Here is a 17,226-nt window from a genome sequence, read left to right on the forward strand (position 1 = left end):
ACTCCCTTGTCCTAGTATGCCACAGCGGCCAGAACGGCATTCACGCCGTGCCGGCGCGCATACCGCTCTGACCACCATGGCTTTCGGTAATCAAGGGATTCAGGCCAGAATCCGCCCTGCTTTCCAGCGCCATTCTTGACTTTGTCGAAAAACGCTTACACAAAATTTTACACCCGGCCTAGAAATGATAAATCCGAACACACTACCCACTTGGATAATGTAGTTCGGATTATCATTAGTTGGTCGGAGTGTAATTATAGGATCTGACAAAGCCCGGCAATATCAACGGTTTGCAGACTGTCGGCAAGAGGTTTTATCTTAAATCGTACGCTCCCACACCTTGACTTGTGTAATAACATCACGCAGACGATCATCACCCACCATATACTCCAGAATTTCGTCAGCGGTATCACACCACTTCTCGGTACGAGTGTTTACTTCCACAGAGCCTGCCTGACAGATCACCATTTTAGGTGCTGCGCCTGCCACAGGAGAAACGCAGCCAAAGCAGCAGTACATAACTCCGTTCCATTCAAATTGGACCTCCCCGCCGCGCTTCATGCACCACTTGAAATCGCTGATTGTCTTGAAGCGATCGTCCTCAAACGTATTGGCTGGCACAATCGTTTTCATAGAAAGCCATCTCCTTTCTCTGCCATATGCTTTCCCAGTGTGTTCAATCTTACCGAGGTGAGGGCCTAATTCATCCCAATAAATATCATGTGTATGAGGATTATCGTGCAACGTCGGAGTTCCGTGATCTGAATAATGGGTTTCGGAATCAGCCTTTCCATCTAGGCCAATATGGGTCTCATACAAATCTCCCTTTTTGGTAAAGGACTGTTTTATTTCGCCCGGCTTACCAATAAATTTTTCGTCACCTAACTTTGATGGCTTCCATTTTCCACCATAGGCACTACCACCACCCTTAAAAGTGTCACCGCCGATCAGGTATGGCTCTATTGTATCACCATTTTGACTTGATGTACTACCAATTTTGAACGTGTCCAGATCTTCTTTTCGAAAGCCCCGCTCATAGCTCATATATTTCCAGGAACTGCGTTCATAGTCCACGTACACAATATTTCCCTGCATCTCGGGGAACGGTGTGTTGTAGCAGATGATCTTCTCCGGCTCGATGCGGCGCAGCATCTCATTGTAACCAGCCATGAACCAGTCCTTCTGATCCTGTCGGTTATCGTGTTCGGATGCCATGTAGGTGGAGACCGCCACCACACTGCCTTTTTCAATTCCCTCAAAACAGAAATCGAAGGTGGATTCGTCGCCCCAGTTGACAGTCGGGATCACGCGAATTCCCTTGGATGCCCAGTAGGCTCCGCACCAGCGGTTGCGGAACACATTGTATAACTGCATCACCGGAGCCATTTCCAGATACATACTGAAATCCGGCGACAGCACCGCCCGGTAACGGGCCAGCTTTTCAATATCACTGTCCGGGTTCTTCCAGACCCGCTCGAAACGGTAGTCATACAGGAAGAAATGTACCATCCGGTCAAGGTGGTTCTGATCCTCCAAATGCGTTTTATCAAATCCGATGAGTAGAAGATCGTTAAAATCACCTGCTCTTTCCTGAAATTTAGGGATAACAGGAATTTGCAGTTTCCCTCTGCCGGGAAATTGATTGCGAAGCAGGGCCTGTCGGGTGCGGTAATTGTAGTTTTCTTCTGTCATAATTGCCCTCCTATTTACAGTAAGGAACAAGTCCTCCTACAAGCAGGCAGCAAATAAAAAAATTGCACGTTCCCGTGCAACAAAATGAAAACATTAAAAAAGGGTAAGTCCCGTAAGGACTTACCCTTGGTCGGAGTGTAATTAAAGGGTTTCACAGAATTAAGAACATATAAAAATCATATTCGGGTGGGGGCAATCAGTATTTCAACCAGAGCTTAATCGTGGGTCGGTGCGTAGAGCAGTAGGAAAATGGACGACGCTTTTTCTTTCTAAACTTCGAGACAAATTGGGGCTGTTGACAAAGTCCCTTATCGAAAAAGCAAATAGGTTTTTCTTGCTTGTTTGTTGTTATTTACTATCAAATATATGCTATTTGATAAACTTTTTGCAAGGCCATATTTTTGAAAACAGACTTTGTCAACAGCTCCAACTTGTCCCAAAGTCCTTTCATAAGGGGAGAGGCCGAGGGGCGGCGCTCCGGCGTCGTCCCTTGGTCTGTTATTCATTTGGGAAGGAGGTACAATGGCGGACATCCTCTTAAAGCTCATGCCGGCGGATTTAGAGAGCGGCGACATCCTTAACAAAGGGTTGGGGCGGAGGTACAATATACTTGGAAATACTGATTGTCCGACACCCGAGGAAGGAGGACATTTTGAAACAGTCGGACAATAAAACCCCTCACGGGACAGCCGCTCTCTACTGCCGACTGAGCCGTGATGATAACATGGACAGCGAGTCCAACAGCATCCAGAACCAAAAGAAAATTCTCCAAAAGGCCGCCAAGGACAAGGGTTATACGGACACCATCTTTTTCGTGGATGACGGTATCACCGGAACCACCATGAAACGCCCCGGCTTTCAGAAAATGATTGCAGCAATCGAGGCCGGGTACATCTCGGCGGTGTTCGTGAAAGACCTCTCCCGGCTGGGCCGGAACTACATTGAAGTGGGCAAGCTCACCGAAGAATTTTTCCCGCTCCATGATGTGCGGCTGGTGGCCGTTTCCGATGGCGTGGACAGCGACGAGGGCGAAGATGATTTCACCCCGTTCAAAAACATTATGAATGAGTACTACGCTAAGGACATTTCCAAGAAGCGCCGGATCGTCAACAAGATGAAAGGCAATGCTGGGATTCCGCTTTCACCGCCGCCCTATGGCTACATGAAGAACCCGGACAATCCCCGGTTTTGGGTCATTGACCCGGAGGCCGCCGAGGTGGTGCGCTGCATCTACTGTCTGGCCTTGGAGGGCAACGGCCCCTTGCAGATTGCTACGGCGTTGGGGACGATGGGGGTGCTGAACCCCTCGGCCTATCGAACCAGCAAGGGGGTCAGCAAGGGCGGCTCCAAAAGCACGCTGGAACCTACCAAGTGGAACCATACCACCGTCAAGAAAATCCTCACTTTGCAGGAATACTGCGGCGATGTGATCAACTTCAAAACCTACTCCAAGTCCTATAAGATGAAGCGTCGGATTGAAAACCCGGAGGAAAACCGGGCCATCTTCCTCGATGTCCATGAGCCTATCATTGACCGTGTGACTTGGGAAAAGGTACAAAGCCTGCAAACCACCCGGCGCAGGCGGCCTACCGTAACAAAGGAGTCCAGCGCCTTTTGTGGCTATCTGAAATGCCCGGAGTGCGGCGGCAATCTGACTTTCCACTTTAATCAGGGCAACCACGACATTAAGTTCTTTAGCTGCAACAACCACAATTCTGGGCTCCGCAAATGTTCGTCTACCCACTATATCCGGCTGGACTTCTTGGAGCAGGTCGTGCTTTACGAGATACACCGGCTGGCCTGCTTTGCCAATGAGTATGAAAACGACTTTATCAAGGCGATGGTGGGGCGCTCGGCAAAGGTGGCGGAAAATGACCGGGTACGCAAGAAGCGGGAGCTGGACGGGCTGCTGGCCCGGGACAAGGAGCTGGATATGCTCTTTGAACGGCTCTACGAGGACAATGTGTCCGGCAAGATCGACGATGCCCGGTTTTCCAAAATGTCCAAGCGGTATGAGCAGGAGCAGGGCGAAAACGCCGGGCGGATCAAGGCGCTGCGGTTGGAGCTGAAAAAGCTGGAAGATAAGCGGATGGATGTGGACACCTTTCTGGAAACGGTGCGCCGCTACACCGACGCCACCACCATCACCAAGCGCATGGTTGCCGAGCTCATTCAGTATATCGAGGTTTATCCGGCGGTCAAGGAGGACGGTGTTACCAATCAGCGGGTGACGATCCACTATAACTGCATCGGTGCCTTTGAGGTGCCGGATCGCCGGAAGATCCCTGAGCGGGACATTCTTTTGGAAACGAGAAAAGGCGTAGCATTAAGCTACGCCCCCACACAGATTGCTATATAAACTTGGAAATAAAAAATGCGGAGTATCATCAGCAGATCTTTTCAAATCCTTTAATGATACTCCGCATGGTCCCCCGACCGATTGTAAATCCGAACTCTCAATGTCAGTAAAATCAAGCCTTTCCTCGCCCTCCTTATAGTTAAAGGTAATCAAAATGTAATCGTCAAAGACGGTCACGGAGTTTACAAAGCTGTCAATAAGCCTCCGCCGTTCTTCCAGCTTGGACACATCCAGGGTACGGAAACGGCAAATCCAGTATGTCACATCCTCACGGGTCAGCATGGGGTGTTTCATTTCCTCCTGGATGATTTGCAGCTCTATATCCGCTTTCCTGTCCTCCAACTCGTCAAGCCGCTGTTTGGTGGAGGCGTTTATAATCCCCATCTGGATAGCGTTCAGCATATTGGTGATACCTCGCTCTGTTTCCTCCAACTGGTGCCGGAGTGCCGGGAGGACGCTGCTCTCTCTGGTCTGAATGTCCATCACGGTGTCGGCTATGTACTCCACAAAATTATCGTCCATTACCTTTGCCATAACAGCGTTGACAACAGCGTTTTCAATGGGCGTTTTCCGTATGCTCTTGTGCTTGGCGTTGCAGCTTTTTTGTTTCTTGGTGTTTACACAGCGATAATAATGGTATTTCCGGCCCTTGCTGGCGCTGGTGCCGCTCTCGCCAACCATCATGGCCCCGCAGGTGCCACAAAACAGCTTTGTGGTCAGCAGATAATCGTCCTCGGCCTTGTGGCGGGCCGGGGCTTTTCTGTTTGCCGCAAGCCGTTTTTGCACCCTGTCAAACAGGTCTTGGGGGACAATGGCGGGGATACCGCCGGGGGTGACAATTTCCCGATAGCTGTATTCCCCGATATACTTCCGGTTTTTCAGCAGACGGGCCATAAAGTTCAGGTCAATCTTTTTACCTCGTACCGTTGTAACGCCCTTTTGCCGCATTTCCTCCATGATTTCCTTCATGGTGGCTCCCTGGTCATACCGGGTGAATATTTCCAGCACCACGGGGGCGGTGCGAGGGTCAAGCTGGTACTGCATATCCTTGTCTATAACATAGCCGAAGGTGGGCGTACCGCCGTTATACTTGCATTTCAGAGCGTTTTCCGTATGGCCCCGGATAACCTTCTCGGACAGCTCAGCGGAGTAGTATTCCGCCATACCTTCCAGCATACTTTCCAGAATGATACCCTCCGGCCCCTCGGAAATGTTTTCCGTAGCAGAAAGCACCTTGACGCCATACTTCCGAAGCTGGGCCTTATAATGGGCGCTGTCGTAGCGGTTCCGGGCGAAACGGTCTAACTTCCAGACAATGACCACATCAAACAGGCCCTTGGCGCTGTCCTTCACCATGCGCTGGAAGTCCGGGCGGTTGTCGGTCTTGGCGGACAAGGCCCGGTCAATGTATGTCCGCAAAATGGTAATGTCGTTTTTCACACAATAGGCCGTACACTCCCGAAGCTGGCCCTCAATGCTTTCCTCCCGCTGGTTGTCGCTGGAATACCGGGCATAGATCACCGCTTTCATTCCTCGTTCGCCTCCTCTGTCATAATCCGAAGCAGCGCCTCTTTCAGACGCTTGTTGACGGGCGCTTGCGGGTCAAAGCACATTTCTATAAATTCCCGCATTTCCTCGCTCTGTTCCATCTTTTCTTTAAGCGCCTGGGGCTTGTAGTCGTACAGCTTGCCCCGTGGCTCGTCTGTACGGCAGTAGAGATAATCCATAGACACATCAAAATAGTCAGCGTACTTCACAAACATCTCCGGCCCTGGGACGGCTTGGCCCTGCTCGTATCGGTTGATACTGGACTGCTGTGTGCCGAGTATCCCGGCAAGTTTCGTCTGGGACAGACGGACACCCACACGGAGGGCTTTTAGGCGTTCACCAATCATTTCTTTCATTCTGCGGGCCTCCTTTTTCTGTTGATATAAGACTATCGCAAATAAGCATATTAGTCAACTCTTTATTTTGTTTCCTCGTAAATCCCAGTATTGAACCGGGGTGTCAGCCAGCCTGCGGCTGACACCCCTTGATAACCGAAAAGCCCAGGCCCCTCCCCCTGTCAATGGCGGCACATGGGCCGTTTATCTTGACCATTGACAGGGGGAGGGGGCTGGGCTACTGGCAAGAAAGGCAGGGCAACGCAAGATATAGAATTATTTACAAAATATTCATCAATATATGGAATAGGTATGGTAATATATCGTTGCCCTGCCATAAATGAAACATGAAAAACCAAGAAGCAAAGTAAGCCGCTGTTTTCAGCGGCACACAAGGAGGAACCCCGGACGGTGTTTAAGATACCGCCCACATGTGACGGGCATGGGAAAGCGGTTGCTGTACGCTGTCCCGGCAAGTGCCCCAGGATTGACGGGGGAATACGGCTCCATTTCCGTATTCCAATGTAACATTGAATTATCGTGAGCGGGCTTTGCGCGCCGGAGGTGGATAGTAAACACTATTATTCACCCAAGGCGTATTTCACGATAAGGAGGTGGCCGCTATGGTAAGTAGTCTTTTCCTGTTACGGCGATACCATAGACCCCAGCGACACGACCCCAGGCGCACCACCTCCGGCGGCAAACCCATCTAAACCGAAATCTGTAATCCGAGGATACAGCTTTGGCAGTTCAGACGCCAAAGCAAGGCCCGGATTATAGACTTGAATTGTCCAAGCTGGTGAACGGATATTTAGCCGTGCTGGAATGGAGTCCCGCACGGCTGGCGAAAATGTCCGGACAGTCCAAAGCGACCATCAGCAGAATAACGAGTTACGACACAGAAAGGAACCCCTACTACCGGCCGGAGTTAAGGACGATACAGGCCATTGCCCAGGCGCTGGAACTCACATTAGAGCAGCGGCGTGAGCTGTTTTATACAGCGTTCCCGGAGTTCTATGTGTGGGACGAGGCGGCGGAGCATGGCTACACCGTAGACGAAACCAACGACCTGCTGCACGGCAGGGGCCTCCCCCTTCTGACATCTGACAAGTGAATGACCGATTAAAAGCCGACGCCCTATACAGCACAGGGGCGTCGGTTTTTTGCGCCCTTTCAAGTGTTTCACGCATGAAACGACATTTCGCTTTTTCCCTGGTATGATGGGGACAACACAAGGACTTGTGATTTCAAAAGGGTGGGGCAAAGGCCACGCACCGCCCGGAAAGGAGAACCTATGAAGATCACCGACCTTATCATTGACCCCCGGAGCCTTGGGAGCAAGCTGTGGCTGGTGGAGGTGTCCCCGGCCTATGAGTATCGTGAAAACCGCAAAACTGATACCGTCCTCGGCTACCGCTATACCGTCGCTATGCCGGAAAAGGGCCTGGACAAAATCAATGTGCGGATTGACGGGGATAAACGCATGGACGCCCCGGACGGCTATGCGGAGGTGCGCTTTGACGGCCTGGAGGTATTCATCTATTGGAGCCAGGGGCAGCCCCAGGTGGGGGCCAGGGCCACGGGTATCCATTTGGTGAACCCTAAGACCTGATGCGCTGGCGGCGCTGGGGAGGCCAGCCGGGGAAAAGACAATTCCCCTCAAGGGAAGTGTCCCCCGGCGGCAGCGCCAGCGCCGCCTTTCCCATAAGGGGGCAGTATTACCCCTTATGGGAAACATGTAGCATGTAGCAAAACAAGGAGGCTGACTATGGGAAACAATTCCCAATCCCGCAAGTGGTCACTGGTCATTAACAACCCGTTGGAGGCCGGATTAGACCACACCGCTATCTCCGAAAAGCTGCACCTGTTTTCGCCCGACTATTACTGCATGGCCGACGAGATAGCGACAACGGGGACATATCACACGCATGTTTTCTTCTACGCTCCATCGCCGTCACGCTTTTCTACCGTCAAAAAGCGTTTCCCCATAGCCCATATTGAAAAGGCATACGGGTCGGTGCAGGAAAACCGCTCTTATCTGCGGAAGGATGGCCGATGGGCGGATACGGACAAGGCGGAAACCTCGGTGCCTGGGACTTTCGAGGAATGGGGCGAGGCCCCGCCGGAGCGAGCGGAGAAACACCCGGAGATGTTCCGACTCGTCCAGAATATCCGGGACGGCATGACCACCACGGAAATCATTGACGATAACCCGGCTATGGCCTTTCGTGTCCGTGACATTGACCTGCTCCGGCAGACTTTGACGGCGGAGAAGTACGCCGTGGAAAACAGGCCCCTGGAAGTATCCTACCTCTACGGGGCCAGCGGGGCGGGCAAGACAAGGAGCATTTACGAGGCCCACGACCCCCGGAGCATTTACCGGGTGACAAACTACCGGGCGGCAAAAGGCATTTCCTTTGACGGCTACCACGGGCAGGAGGTGCTTGTGTTCGAGGAGTTCAGCGGGCAAGTCCCCATTGAAGATATGCTGAACTATCTGGACATTTACCCCCTGTCCCTCCCCGCCCGGTACAATGACAAAACGGCCTGTTATACCACGGTCTATATCACCTCTAACCTTCCGCTGGAAAAGCAGTACCGGGGCGAACAGTGGGACAGGCCGGAAACCTGGCGGGCGTTCCTCCGCCGTATCCATAACATCATTGAGTTTTTACCGGACGGAACCACCGTCCAGAAGAAGAAAGGGGGCTGGCCCTGTGACCAGAAACGATAAAGACACCATCACCAGGCGGACGGAAAACCGCCATCTGCTTCGGCGCATGAAAGCGGGGCTTATGGCGGCCAGGGACACACCCCACAAGGGGCTGCTGCTCACGGCGTACCTTGCGGGCGCTGTGCTGGTCTGGCTGTTCCGGGGACACCTGTTCGGCCTGGACGCCTACGGTATGTTTTCCCCCGTCCTGAACGCCGTTATAGACCTGTTAGTGCCTCTCTACGCCGTGGGCGGCCTCCTGGCCGTCCTGGTACTCCTGGGAACACCCTGGGGCGGCAGGGAGGCAAAGGAGGGCTTGCAGAAGGTGGGCCTTGTCAACCACGCCGGAGAGGCCCCTATCCTCCTGTGCAAGCAGCGGGACAAGGACACGCCCCGGCTGACGCTCTGGGAGTTTGACCCCTGTGGCATACCTCTGGGGGAGTGGGAGGACAAGCGGGCCAGGATTGAAACGGCCCTGAATATCACCATAGCGAAAATGACATGGGCGGAGGGGCGGAAAATCATCTGTGTCTATGCCGTCCCCGCCGAGAGCGATTTTCTGGCCTTGCTCCCCTGGAAAGACAAATATCTGTCCCCGGACAGCTTTGTGTTGGTGCTGGGGGAAAGCCTGACGGGGCCTGTGACGGTGAACCTCGCCAACATCCCCCATATCCTGCTGGGCGGCTCCACGGGCAGCGGAAAGAGCGTACTGCTGAAGCTGCTGCTTATGCAGGCGGTGGAAAAGGGGGCGGAGGTCTACATAGCGGACTTCAAGGGCGGCGTAGACTTCCCCAGGGTTTGGCGGCAGAAATGCCACATGTGTTTCCGGGAGGATGAATTGCTCCATACCTTAGACCAACTCACGGCGGTTTTGGAGTGCCGCAAAAAGCGGCTGGAAGAAACGGAGTGCAAAGACCTGGACACCTACAACGAGGCCACGGGGGAGGGACTTCCCCGGCTGGTGTTCGCCTGTGACGAGGTGGCGGAGATGTTGGACAAGACCGGAGCTGATAACGAACGGAAGAAGCTGCTGGCACAAATTGAAAACAAGCTGTCCACCATTGCGCGGCAGGGACGGGCATTTGGTATTCATCTCATTCTTGCCACGCAGAGGCCGGATGCGACCATCATCCCCGGCCAGATACGCAACAACATGGATTTCCGTGTTTGCGGCAGAGCGGATAGTGTGCTTTCTCAAATCATTCTCGACAACACCAGCGCCGCCGAGCAGATACCAAAAGACGCACGGGGCCGTTTCATAACGGGAGATGGAACAGTATTCCAAGGCTATCTGTTTGACGAGGAACGGTTCTAACGGGGTGATTCCATGCCACGCAAGAAGAAACCCAACGACTATGGAACCGGGATACCCTACCATGAGGTAGAGGCTCTGGCCCGCATCCTGCTCCCGGAGATACAGGCGTTTTTTGAGAGTGAGGAGGGGCAGCGGGAATACGCCGAGTGGAAAGCAAGGCACCAGGCCGAACAAGAGAACAAGACATAACAAAGGCGGGAACATCTATAACGATGCTCCCGCCCTTGCAGTTCTTACTGTAATATGCTAACATAATAATAAAGTACGGAACTTTTTCCCGCTTTTTTCGTCTATATAAGTAAACGCAAAGTAAGGAGGGATATCCGTGAAAAAGTATACTGCTTTGTTTGCCGCCTTAACGCTTGTTTTAGCATTAGCGGGATGCGGTGCGGAAACACAAACACCAATGCCAGGCCAAAGCGAACAAGAGGAATTCACCCAAAACAGTACAGAGAACGTAAACGAGACAGACGGCATGACACTTCTTGACAGTGTTTTTGACACGCTTTCCGAGGGAACGGATGTGACCATCACCCTTGAACAAGAGGGCGTTCGACAAAGCTATCCGAACACGCTGGACACATATTGGGCCATGCGGATGCCCACAAGCGAGAATTTTAATTGGTGCGGGATCACAAAAGAGGATTATTCCGCAGCATCTTCTGAAGGTGAGGGTAAGCAGAATAGGCTATCCCTTTCGGGAAGCAAGGATGGGGAGCAGTGGTCCCTCACGGTGGAGGACGATTCAAATTACGCCGTCTTAACCTATGGGGATGAAGCATACTATTTTGTCGGCGCCAAGGAGTACGCCTATGATTCCGATTGGAGCGCGGCTATGGCGCTTCGCTCCTTCTACGATACGATGGAATATAAGGCACTTGGCGGAAGCTACGATACCGACCCAAAGATTGTCATCCCCGATGAAGGACAGGATTATTTGGCAGCGGCACAAGCAGGGTATCAGCAGCAGGAGGAAGTCCATCTGAAGGTATCCAAAGGCAGCAAATTTTGTTTTTCTTTCGTTAAATGTAATGTGATGCCCGCAGAAGATCAGACAGAGCATTTTAGAAAAGAGGGCTTGATCGACGAGAATACCTGGGCGATTTACGCGAGTACGATTTTCGTACCGGAAAATGAGCGTGCCTATCAGAATTCCATGGCGGGAAACACCGAAGAGTATTCCGGAAACGACGCGGATGTACCGACAGGCGCGTTGGGGTATGGCCGTGTGGGATATGTCACGCGATCCGCGGATGGCTGGCATGTTAATATTGCCGGAACCGGCTGGTAAACAAGGAAACGGCGCAAGCGGAATAAATCCGCTTGCGCCGTTTGTCAGAGCACATTCTCAATAGAAATGATAAATCCGAACACATTACCCAGCTGGATAATGTAGTTCGGATTATCATTGTTTGGTCCGAGTGACTGGATTCGAACCAGCGGCCTCTTGAACCCCATTCAAGCGCGATACCAAACTTCGCCACACCCGGAAATTGCCGCCTGATTCAGACGGCTTGATTATATTAACATACTTTAGTGCTCGATGCAAGTACTTTTTTCATTTTTCCCTGCTTTTTTCACTACACCCAGCTGTCCTCCAGCTCGTGTTTCCGGTCGCGGGTCATCAGTTCATGTATGACCGCATGCGGGTCCTTCCCCTGATAAAGCACCTGGTAGGCCGCCTCCGTGATGGGCATCTCCACCTGCGCCTTTTCTGCCAGCGCTTTGGCAGTGGCGGCGGCATAGTAACCCTCCACTACGGCGCCGATCTCCTGGACCGCCTGCCGGGTCGGCGTACCCTGTCCGATCAGGATCCCGCAGCGGCGATTTCGGGAGTGCATGGAAGTACAGGTGACGATCAGGTCCCCCACCCCGGAGAGTCCCGCAAAGGTCTCCCTGCGTCCGCCCATCGCCACGCCCAGCCGGGCGATCTCGGTCAATCCGCGGGTCATCAGCGCCGCTTTGGTATTGTCTCCAAAGCCCATTCCATCACAGATCCCGGCACACAGGGCGATGACATTTTTCAGCGCCGCGCCCAGTTCTACGCCCACCACATCATCGGAGGCATATACCCGGAACCGTTCGTTCATAAACAGGTCCTGGACCTGCTCGGCAGCCGCCCGGTCCCGTGAGGCGGAAACGACCACGGTAGGCACCTGCCGGCCTACCTCCTCCGCATGGGAAGGGCCGGACAGCGCCACGATGGGATGCCCTTCTCCCACTTCCTCCGCGATGGCGGCAGTCAGGGTCAGGGACGTATCCTTTTCAATGCCCTTCGACACGGAGACCAGCACCGCGCCGGGATCCAGCAGCGGCGCGATCGACCGCGCGGTCGTCCGCACAGCGAAGGAGGGGGTCGCCAGCACCACGATCCCGCAGTCCCGCACACAGCCTGCATCCCAGGTCAAATGGAGCTTCTCCGGCAGCGGCACTCCCTTCAGCATGGGGTTTTCCCGCTTCTCACGCAGAACAGCGGACTCCTCCTGCGTATACGACCACAGGGTCACGTCATGGCCGTTTTCCAGCAAGACCATAGCCAGGGCCGTCCCCCAGCCCCCGCTGCCCATAACCGCGATCTTCATGGTTTCCGCTCCCCTTCCTTCTTGCGATGAAAACTGAATTTGGACTCCGTTCCAGCCAGGATGCGCTTCAGGTTGCCCCGGTGCTTCCATACCACCAGCGCGCCGCAAGCGGCGGCCAACAGCAGCGTAAACAAGTCATGATAGACAAACCAAGTGGCAAAGGGGAAGGATGCGCCCGCCCAGATGGACCCCAGAGAGACCCACTTGGTCAGGATGGCCAGCACCAGAAAGCCTCCCCAGACCACCAGGGCGATCCGCCAGTCGACCATCAGAGCGATGGTGCCCCCGGACAGGATACCCTTACCGCCCTTGAATTTGAACATGCAGGGAAACATGTGACCCAACAGGCAGAAGGTGCCCGCCCAATACTTTCCCGCGGTCTCCATCGCCTGAGTTCCAATGACGCGGAAGAGGACCATGCCGACAAGCACGGCCGCAACAGCCTTGAGCACGTCGGTCAGGATGACCACAACCGTCAGCGGTCCGCCGAACGTGCGATAAAAGTTGGTCAGTCCCGCGTTGCCGCTGCCATGCTTGCGCACGTCGTCCCGCAGGATATATTTGGAGACGATGACCGCCCCGTTGAAGCAGCCCAGAAAATAGGCCGCCGCCGCGGCCGCCAGCATCAGCAGCAGCGCCAGCGCTACCGTAATGCCTCCGCCCTCGTGGTGAAGCCAGTACATCAGTCCGAAAAAGCCCAGCGACGATTCGTTGCCCACGCCTGTCACCCCTCCTTGTCGCCCTTCTGCCGGATGGTCAGCCTGATCGGCGTACCCTCCAGGCCAAAGGTGGAACGGATCTGATTTTCCAGATAGCGCTGATAGGAAAAATGAAACAGCTTTGCGTCGTTGCAGAAACAGACGAAGTGGGGCGGCTTGACGCCGATTTGGGTCATATAGTAGATCTTCAGCCGGCGTCCCTTATCCGTAGGCGGCTGCACCCGGGCGGTGGCGTCGGCCAGGACCGTGTTGAGCATGCCGGTGGTGATGCGCAGGGACGCCTGATCGTTGACGTAGTTGATCAGATCGAACAGCCGGTCCACCCGCTGGCCCGTCAGGGCGGAGATGAACACGACGGGCGCGTAGGTCATATAGCTCAGATCCCGGCGCACGTCCTGGCGCATCCGGTCCATGGTCTTGTCGTCCTTTTCCACCGCATCCCATTTGTTGACCACAATGATACAGGCCTTGCCTGCCTCATGGGCCAGGCCGGCCACCTTGGTATCCTGCTCGGTAACGCCCTCCTGAGCGTCGATGAGGATCAGGCACACGTCACAGCGCTCAATGGCCATGGTGGAACGGAGGACGGAAAACTTCTCAATGCGGTCGTCCACCTTGGACTTTTTGCGCATGCCCGCCGTGTCGATCAGGCGGTATTTGCCCTTCTGATTCTCAAAATAGCTGTCTACCGCGTCCCGGGTCGTACCTGCCACATCGCTGACAATGACCCGCTGCTCCCCCAGGATGCGGTTGATGAGAGAGGACTTGCCCACGTTGGGCTTGCCGATGACGGCTACCTTGATCACGTCGTCCTCCGGTGCTTCCGCCTCCTCGGGGGGGAAGTATTTCATACACTCGTCCAACAGCTCTCCGGTCCCGTGGCCGTGGACGGCGGAGACCGGAATGGGGTCGCCCAGGCCCAGATTATAAAATTCATAGATGTCCGGGTTGGTCTGTCCCACCTGGTCCATTTTGTTTACCGCCAGCACCACCGGCTTGCCCGAGCGCAGCAGCAGGTTGGCCACCTCCTGATCGGAGGCGGTCAGGCCGGTCTTGATATCGCAGAGGAACACGATGACCGTGGCGTTCTGAATGGCGATCTCCGCCTGCTCCCGCATAAAAGCCAGGATCTCGCTGTCGGCGGAGGGCTCGATCCCGCCGGTATCCACCAGGTCAAATTTCCGGTTGAGCCACTCCGCCTCGGCATACAGCCGGTCCCGGGTCACGCCCGGAGTGTCCTCCACGATGGATAACCGCTGGCCCACCAGTTTGTTAAAAAGCATGGACTTGCCCACATTGGGCCGGCCCACAATGGCGACTAAGGGTTTCATCCTATCCCTCTCATTCCTGTTATCACGGTCATTTTGGTCCTTAAGTTCCCGGATTATACCGGTAGTATTCGTCCTCCGGCGGCAGGGCGTAGGCGGGCGCCTCCACCTCCAGCCCCAGGATGGCGTCCACCAGGTCAAACCCGCTTTCCGCGGGCACCGGGATCACCGGCACGCCCAGCGCCTGCTCCAACTGTGCTACCGTCACGTCGTCCAGAAAGACCCGCTCCCCGGTACGCAGCATGTTTGCGGGGATCAGCAGCCGCTCTCCCAGCGCCCGGCCCCGGAGCTGTTCCATCAAATCCCGGCCGGTGATGAGGCCGGATACCGTAATGGTCTCCCCAAAAAAGCGGTTGCGCACCGGGTAGACCGTCCCCCTTATATTACCGCACGTTTTCCGGGCCATGTCAATGATTTCCTGTAAAAAAGGGGCGGCGGATACCCCGGTGGCAATGGAAAAGGGCGTGCACTCCGCGCCGGCCCGGGCGCCGTCCAGCGCCATGGCCGCCTGACTGGTGAGCAGGCGCAGCATCCCCACGCCGTTTTCCAGCTGCGCCATGCCTTCATAGTAGGCCTTCTCCGGCAGCGCCCGCCCGGCGATCAGGTAAAACTCGTCGGAACACCAGGCCATTGCGGTATCATGCGCCTCAGCGAAGGCGGCGGCAAAGGCCTCCACCTGATCGATGACGGCGGCGGCCTGCTGCGGGGTATAGGGGTCGATCCTGCACAGGCCCTCCCGGAAGCGGGTCACCCCGACCGGCACCACCGCCACGCTGCTGACCGCAGGCCAGAGCCCGCCCAGATCGTTCAGCGTGCGGTCCAGGGCCGGCCCGTCGTTGATGCCGGGGCAGGCCACCACCTGCGCGTTCATGGTGATGCCCGCCCGCGCAAAGCGCTCCATGATCGCCAGGCACTCCCCGGCCCGGCGGTGCTTGAGCATAGCCTGCCGCAGCTCCGGCTCTGTGGCGTGGACGGAGATGTTGATGGGACTGATGCGCAGCGCGGCGATCCGTTCCACCTCCCGCTGCGAGAGATTGGTCAGCGTGATATAGTTGCCCAGCAGAAAGGAGAGCCGGGCGTCGTCGTCCTTAAAATAAAGGGTCTCACGCATGCCGGGGGGCATCTGGTCCACAAAACAGAAGATACAGCGGTTGGCGCAGGAGCGGGCCTTGTCCATCAGATAGGTCTGGAAGTTGAGCCCCAGGTCCTCCCCCTCCTCCTTGCGCACCCGTACGGTACGCTCCCGCCCGTCCGACCCGCACAGGGTCAGACTCAGGCGCGGATCGTAGGTATAAAATTTATAATCCAGCACATCCACAATGGGGCGGCCGTTCACATGGGTCAGGGTCTCCCCCGGCCGTACCCCGGCCCGCTTGGCCGGGCTGTGGGGATCGACCGACTGTATGCGTGTCATGCTCATGTCTTGCGCGTCGCCTCCCTCTCCGGCGTGATGCCTTGCGTTCTGCGTACTGCTGCGGCAGGGGACCGCGCGCTCCCCCGGCCGGGCTCCGGCCTTTTGGGGCGGGCGCCCCGCCGCCCGCGCGGATCCATCCCGGGATCCGTGTATCCCATTTGCCGCAAAAGGGATACTTGCTCTACGAGCCGCCGACCAGCAGACGCTCTGATCGGCGGCCCGTCCTTACAGATCATGGCGCAGCGACGCGCCGTGCTCCCGGCGCATCCGGGCCGGCCATTGCCCCTTCCGCCTGCCGTTGGGGTCGCTGCCCGCTGCATTTGGGAGCGGCCTCTCTTGTTCCGCTATCATATCACAGGCATTTGGCAAAATCAAGGAAGGGGCGGCCGGACGGCCGCGCGTCGGATTTTCGCGCAAAAAGAAAGAGGGGCCTCCCCCTCTTGCTTTTTGCAGGCTATTTACTTCGCCGCGGCCTCGGCGCTGCCGAACTCATGGCCATTATAGCTCATGCAGCTCTTGCACATCCGATGGGGAAGGCGGAACGCACCGCACTTGGGGCAGGTGGTGACGCCGGGCGTCTCCAGCTTCCAAACGGAGCTGCGGCGCTTGTTCCGGCGCTGCTTGGACACTTTACTCTTAGGGACTGCCATCTATGACACCTCCTTAGGTTCATGCCCTGGCCGGGCAAATGACTCAGTCTTCTTTATCCAACAGCTGCGCAAGCGCAGCCAAACGTGGATCGGTTTCGGGCCTGCAGGCGCAGGGGCCTTCGTTCAGGTCGGCCCCGCAGCGGGGACACAGTCCCTTGCAGTCCGCGCGGCAGACATGCTTGGAATCCATGGCCAGCACCAGCGCCGTGGTGAACAGTTCGTCCAAATCGACTTCGCCGTTCTCCAGAAGGACGATCGCGTCGTTCTCCTCATCCTCCAGCGTCTCCGCCAGAAGAGTCTCTACCGGGAGGGACAGCTCCTGCCGGAAGGGCCTGAGGCAGCGGTCGCACTTCAGGTCCAGAACGGTCTGCGCCGTGCCGGTGAGCAGCAGTGCGTCGGCCATATTGCGCACGCTGCCGGACACCTGCGCCGGCTGGGTGAACGGGCGCTCTCCGTAAAAATCCAGCCCGGACAGATCCAGCGCAAACGCAAAGGGCAGCGCCGCGCCGGGCGTATGGATGATGTCGCGGAGATTCAGTCGCATGGCACACCTCTCACAATGGTACAGCGG

The 17,226-nt window shown here is 55.7% G+C and carries 16 protein-coding genes and 1 tRNA gene; 7 read left to right on the forward strand and 10 right to left on the reverse strand.

Annotated elements, in window-relative coordinates; all coding sequences use genetic code 11:
• Nucleotides 1-318: 318 nt before the first annotated feature.
• Nucleotides 319-1,692, reverse strand: a complete 1,374-nt coding sequence (locus tag NE547_RS12060) for a DUF4417 domain-containing protein (protein WP_256176048.1) — start codon at nt 1,690-1,692, stop codon at nt 319-321.
• A 652-nt stretch (nt 1,693-2,344) separates the two neighbouring features.
• On the opposite strand from NE547_RS12060, the gene NE547_RS12065 reads away from it, so the two are divergent.
• A complete protein-coding gene (locus NE547_RS12065; RefSeq protein ID WP_256176049.1) occupies nt 2,345-4,051 on the forward strand; it encodes a recombinase family protein in 1,707 nt (568 codons plus the stop codon).
• Here NE547_RS12065 and NE547_RS12070 read toward each other — a convergent pair.
• Complete coding sequence (locus NE547_RS12070) at nt 4,019-5,581, reverse strand: recombinase family protein (RefSeq protein WP_256176050.1); 1,563 nt, start codon at nt 5,579-5,581, stop codon at nt 4,019-4,021. The genes NE547_RS12065 and NE547_RS12070 overlap by 33 nt on opposite strands.
• A complete protein-coding gene (locus tag NE547_RS12075; protein WP_021629806.1) occupies nt 5,578-5,955 on the reverse strand; it encodes a helix-turn-helix domain-containing protein in 378 nt (125 codons plus the stop codon). Before NE547_RS12075 ends, NE547_RS12070 begins: the two co-directional genes overlap by 4 nt.
• A 796-nt stretch (nt 5,956-6,751) precedes the next feature.
• Here NE547_RS12075 and NE547_RS12080 point away from each other — a divergent pair.
• The 6 genes from NE547_RS12080 (at nt 6,752) to NE547_RS12105 (ending at nt 11,253) form a co-directional block, all read left to right on the forward strand.
• Nucleotides 6,752-7,048: a helix-turn-helix transcriptional regulator gene (locus tag NE547_RS12080; protein WP_129868777.1), complete on the forward strand. Its 297-nt coding sequence runs from the start codon at nt 6,752-6,754 to the stop codon at nt 7,046-7,048.
• Nucleotides 7,049-7,228: 180 nt separating this feature from the next.
• Complete coding sequence (locus NE547_RS12085) at nt 7,229-7,546, forward strand: hypothetical protein (protein ID WP_025543417.1); 318 nt, start codon at nt 7,229-7,231, stop codon at nt 7,544-7,546.
• A gap of 156 nt (nt 7,547-7,702) precedes the next feature.
• Nucleotides 7,703-8,668 (forward strand): viral replication protein, encoded by a 966-nt coding sequence (locus tag NE547_RS12090; protein ID WP_025543416.1) that lies wholly within the window; start codon nt 7,703-7,705, stop codon nt 8,666-8,668.
• On the forward strand, nt 8,652-9,962 hold the full coding sequence (locus NE547_RS18655; RefSeq protein ID WP_025543415.1) for an FtsK/SpoIIIE domain-containing protein: 1,311 nt from the start codon (nt 8,652-8,654) through the stop codon (nt 9,960-9,962). Before NE547_RS12090 ends, NE547_RS18655 begins: the two co-directional genes overlap by 17 nt.
• A 12-nt stretch (nt 9,963-9,974) precedes the next feature.
• Nucleotides 9,975-10,151 carry a hypothetical protein gene (locus tag NE547_RS12100; RefSeq protein ID WP_195308962.1) on the forward strand — a complete coding sequence of 59 codons (177 nt, stop codon included), beginning with the start codon at nt 9,975-9,977 and terminating at the stop codon, nt 10,149-10,151.
• 136 nt (nt 10,152-10,287) lie between these two features.
• Nucleotides 10,288-11,253 carry a hypothetical protein gene (locus NE547_RS12105; RefSeq protein WP_025543413.1) on the forward strand — a complete coding sequence of 322 codons (966 nt, stop codon included), beginning with the start codon at nt 10,288-10,290 and terminating at the stop codon, nt 11,251-11,253.
• 122 nt (nt 11,254-11,375) lie between these two features.
• On the opposite strand, the gene NE547_RS12110 is transcribed toward NE547_RS12105, so the two are convergent.
• The 7 genes from NE547_RS12110 to NE547_RS12140 all read right to left on the reverse strand — a co-directional run bounded on the left by NE547_RS12110 (nt 11,376) and on the right by NE547_RS12140 (nt 17,199).
• Nucleotides 11,376-11,452: transfer RNA gene (locus NE547_RS12110), tRNA-Pro, on the reverse strand.
• Nucleotides 11,453-11,542: 90 nt separating this feature from the next.
• On the reverse strand, nt 11,543-12,544 hold the full coding sequence (locus NE547_RS12115) for an NAD(P)H-dependent glycerol-3-phosphate dehydrogenase (protein WP_186908561.1): 1,002 nt from the start codon (nt 12,542-12,544) through the stop codon (nt 11,543-11,545).
• Nucleotides 12,541-13,263 (reverse strand): glycerol-3-phosphate acyltransferase, encoded by a 723-nt coding sequence (locus NE547_RS12120; protein WP_256176051.1) that lies wholly within the window; start codon nt 13,261-13,263, stop codon nt 12,541-12,543. The genes NE547_RS12115 and NE547_RS12120 overlap by 4 nt, the downstream gene beginning before the upstream one ends.
• Before the next feature lie 5 nt (nt 13,264-13,268).
• Nucleotides 13,269-14,594, reverse strand: a complete 1,326-nt coding sequence (gene der, locus NE547_RS12125; RefSeq protein WP_186908560.1) for a ribosome biogenesis GTPase Der — start codon at nt 14,592-14,594, stop codon at nt 13,269-13,271.
• Nucleotides 14,595-14,634: 40 nt separating this feature from the next.
• Entirely contained in the window at nt 14,635-16,011 is a 1,377-nt protein-coding gene (locus tag NE547_RS12130) for a DUF512 domain-containing protein (protein ID WP_186908559.1), read from the reverse strand.
• Between the two features lie 452 nt (nt 16,012-16,463).
• Nucleotides 16,464-16,655, reverse strand: a complete 192-nt coding sequence (gene rpmF, locus NE547_RS12135; protein ID WP_186908558.1) for a 50S ribosomal protein L32 — start codon at nt 16,653-16,655, stop codon at nt 16,464-16,466.
• Nucleotides 16,656-16,698: 43 nt separating this feature from the next.
• A complete protein-coding gene (locus NE547_RS12140) occupies nt 16,699-17,199 on the reverse strand; it encodes a DUF177 domain-containing protein (protein WP_186908557.1) in 501 nt (166 codons plus the stop codon).
• Between the last annotated feature and the right edge of the window lie 27 nt (nt 17,200-17,226).

This window comes from Flavonifractor sp. DFI.6.63 (genome assembly GCF_024462255.1).
GTDB lineage: Bacteria > Bacillota > Clostridia > Oscillospirales > Oscillospiraceae > Lawsonibacter_A > Lawsonibacter_A hominis.